This is a genomic window from Bacillus sp. JJ722 (genome assembly GCF_036963345.1).
Taxonomy (GTDB): domain Bacteria; phylum Bacillota; class Bacilli; order Bacillales; family DSM-1321; genus Bacillus_AD.
The window spans coordinates 34,972-37,262 of record NZ_JBALMO010000046.1 but is presented as its reverse complement, the minus strand read 5'-3'; the positions used below and the strand labels follow the sequence as shown (position 1 = coordinate 37,262).

At 34.1% G+C, this 2,291-nt stretch carries 3 protein-coding genes; 2 read left to right on the top strand and 1 reads right to left on the bottom strand.

Going from position 1 to position 2,291, the window contains the following annotated elements; genetic code table 11:
- The first annotated feature begins 78 nt into the window (after nt 1-78).
- Nucleotides 79-900 carry a histidinol-phosphatase HisJ gene (gene hisJ / locus V7014_RS07885; protein ID WP_335505908.1) on the top strand — a complete coding sequence of 274 codons (822 nt, stop codon included), beginning with the start codon at nt 79-81 and terminating at the stop codon, nt 898-900.
- On the opposite strand, the gene refZ is transcribed toward hisJ, so the two are convergent.
- A complete protein-coding gene (refZ, locus tag V7014_RS07880) occupies nt 890-1,528 on the bottom strand; it encodes a forespore capture DNA-binding protein RefZ (RefSeq protein ID WP_335505906.1) in 639 nt (212 codons plus the stop codon). The genes hisJ and refZ overlap by 11 nt on opposite strands.
- Before the next feature lie 141 nt (nt 1,529-1,669).
- Here refZ and V7014_RS07875 point away from each other — a divergent pair, with 141 nt between their 5' ends.
- The gene (locus tag V7014_RS07875) at nt 1,670-2,149 is read left to right on the top strand and encodes a GAF domain-containing protein (RefSeq protein WP_335505904.1); all 480 of its coding nucleotides are present in this window, start codon (nt 1,670-1,672) and stop codon (nt 2,147-2,149) included.
- Nucleotides 2,150-2,291: the final 142 nt, after the last annotated feature.

The window sequence follows — 2,291 nt, the reverse complement described above, 5'->3', positions numbered from 1 at the left end:
AATAATTTTTGAGTAGTTATTTCAATTTTCCAGCAAAATTATACTTATAAATTTTATAATGAGAGGAGAATTTTAAAAATGCTAGCAGATGGACATATTCATACACCATTTTGTCCACATGGATCATCCGATTCTTTCGAGGAATATATAGAATGGTTTATTAAAAATAATGTAGAAGAAATATCATTTACAGAACATGCTCCACTACCTGAAAGCTTTGACGATACTACACCAACGAAAGATAGCGGTATGACTACGTCTAAGTTGACTGAATATATAGAACAATTACAACAACTCAAACAAAAGTACCGGAATCAAATTAAAATCAATATCGGTCTAGAAATAGATTATATTGAAGGGTTTGAAGCGAGTACCCTTTCTTTCTTACAAGATGTTGGACCCCTTTTGGATGATAGTATTCTATCTGTTCATTTTATTAAGAACAATGCTGACTATTACTGTATCGACTATAGTCATGATTATTTTAACAGCATGATACAAGTTTTCGGATCTGTATCAAATATTTATGAGAAATACTATGATACTGTTAGACAATCCATTGAAGCCAATTTAGGAGTATTTAAACCAAGAAGGATCGGCCATATTACGTTAGCACATAAGTTTCAATTAAAATTTCCTCCTGAATGTGATTTCAAACATCAGGAAGAAGGCATACTACATTTAATAAAACATCATCAGCTAGCTCTTGATTATAATGGAGCAGGAATTGTTAAAAAATATTGTGCGGAACCCTATCCTCCAGAATACCTTATAAAAAAAGCAATGGAGTTAGGAATTCCACTCGTATATGGAAGCGATGCTCATTGTGTTAAAGACCTCGGGCAAGGGTTTATGAACCTTTATAGTATTGCCGATCTAGTTAAGCCATCTAACTTGTAACACCTACTTTAGATTGTAGAAGCGAATGATTTAAGAAATCCATGCATTGCTCCTTGTATTGCTCAATATAATATTGTTCTTGAGGCAAAATATGCAATAATTGCGTGGCATAGTCGACATGCGTAAATGGTGCCGTCAAAAGTCCCTTTATCACAAGAATGAAAGACTGAATACTTACCTTACGAAATACATTCGTTTTTATGCCTTGCTCAATCACATATTGTAAATAATAACGCTCTTTTGCCATATAAGTTGATAATACTTCACGATTCAGCATCGTATCTCTAGACATTTCTCGAGTAATAAAACGTGCCGCTAAAAAATTATCACCTTGAAACTGAACCAACTTTGAAATAATTGTCTTTAAACAAGAATCCGCTCTTGAATATTCCATTTCTTGTACAGTATTCTCAATTATTGCAGTATACCGTTCAAAATAATCAACAAAACAATATTCAAGCAAACCATTTTTATTTTTAAAATAATACGCTATATTTGCTGAGTTTATTTTTGCTTTTTGGGCAATATCACGAATAGATGTTCCATCATAACCATTTGTCTGAAATAAAAGTAGGGCCGCTTCAACAATCGCTTGTTTTGTTTTATTGTTATTTTTTTCAATTCTCATCGCAATCACCTAACTTTTCATTTTTTGAAAGTATTCGTCGAATATGTAAACTTTCCTTTAAAATAGTTTCGACACCTTCAGACAGCTAGATAATAAATGTAAAAAATCATGATGAATCTAATAAAAGAAAGGGGTATCTTGATGTTTAAAGTCGAAAATTACTCAGGAACTCTAGAAGAAAAATACGAACTTCTCAACAAACAATTAGCCTCTCTTATTGAGGGTGAACAAAATCTTATCGCCAATTTAAGCAATTTCTCAGCCCTATTAAACGTATTTCTTGAACGAATAAATTGGGTCGGATTTTATTTAATGGAGAATGATGAACTAGTGTTAGGGCCATTCCAAGGGTTGCCTGCTTGTATTCGTATTCCATCAGGGAGAGGCGTTTGTGGTAAAGCAGCCAAAAGAAAAGAGACTATGATTGTAGAAGATGTCGAGCAATTCCCAGGTCATATTGCCTGTGATGCTGCATCACGATCTGAAATTGTCATCCCTATCTTCAAGAATAACGAAGTAATAGGTGTATTAGATATCGACAGCCCTGAGTTGAATCGCTTTTCGAAAGAAGAAGGTCTACTACTAGAAAAAGTCGTAAAAACATTAGAGAAACAACTGTAGTAAAAGAAAAGCGGAAGCGCCCGTTTAGCTCCGTATCTTCTTTCGCCCTTCGACTGAGATAAAGGAAACACGAAGAGCTGATAAGAGATTCGATTGTCCAGCCCCTTGAGGTCATAAGCCACTTCTCTTCCGGAAATCAAAA

What these genes read in the sequence shown, in the direction of transcription:
- refZ (WP_335505906.1), bottom strand. Translation starts at nt 1,528, where the DNA reads ATGAGAATTGAAAAAAATAACAATAAAACAAAACAAGCGATTGTTGAA.
- V7014_RS07875 (WP_335505904.1), top strand. Translation starts at nt 1,670, where the DNA reads ATGTTTAAAGTCGAAAATTACTCAGGAACTCTAGAAGAAAAATACGAA.
- hisJ (WP_335505908.1), top strand. Translation starts at nt 79, where the DNA reads ATGCTAGCAGATGGACATATTCATACACCATTTTGTCCACATGGATCA.